This is a genomic window from Sedimentibacter sp. B4, assembly GCF_000309315.1.
In the GTDB taxonomy this organism is placed as follows: domain Bacteria; phylum Bacillota; class Clostridia; order Tissierellales; family Sedimentibacteraceae; genus Sedimentibacter; species Sedimentibacter saalensis.
Genome location: NZ_CANG01000602.1, coordinates 1 through 201, shown reverse-complemented (window position 1 = coordinate 201; position 201 = coordinate 1). Strand labels below are relative to the sequence as shown.

The following is a 201-nucleotide window of genomic DNA, read 5'->3' as shown; positions in this document are numbered from 1 at the left end:
CATCGGTGTAGGGGCGCTCCTCGCCACGATCCGCGAGGAACTCGTTGAACATCCTCGACCAGGCTGCCATGTGCACCTCTGCGGTCGGGGTGAGCACCCCGTCGAGGTCGAACAGGGCCGCGTCGCACACGGCCATGAGGGTCTGGTTGGCGCTCATTCATCGATGCTAGTGCCAAGTGCCCAGCTCCCGACCGGTAGTCT

General features: G+C 64.7%; 1 pseudogene. It reads right to left on the bottom strand.

Going from position 1 to position 201, the window contains the following annotated elements:
- A pseudogene (locus BN358_RS27780) lies at window positions 1–136 on the bottom strand (haloacid dehalogenase); the annotation flags it as partial.
- Window positions 137–201: the final 65 nt, after the last annotated feature.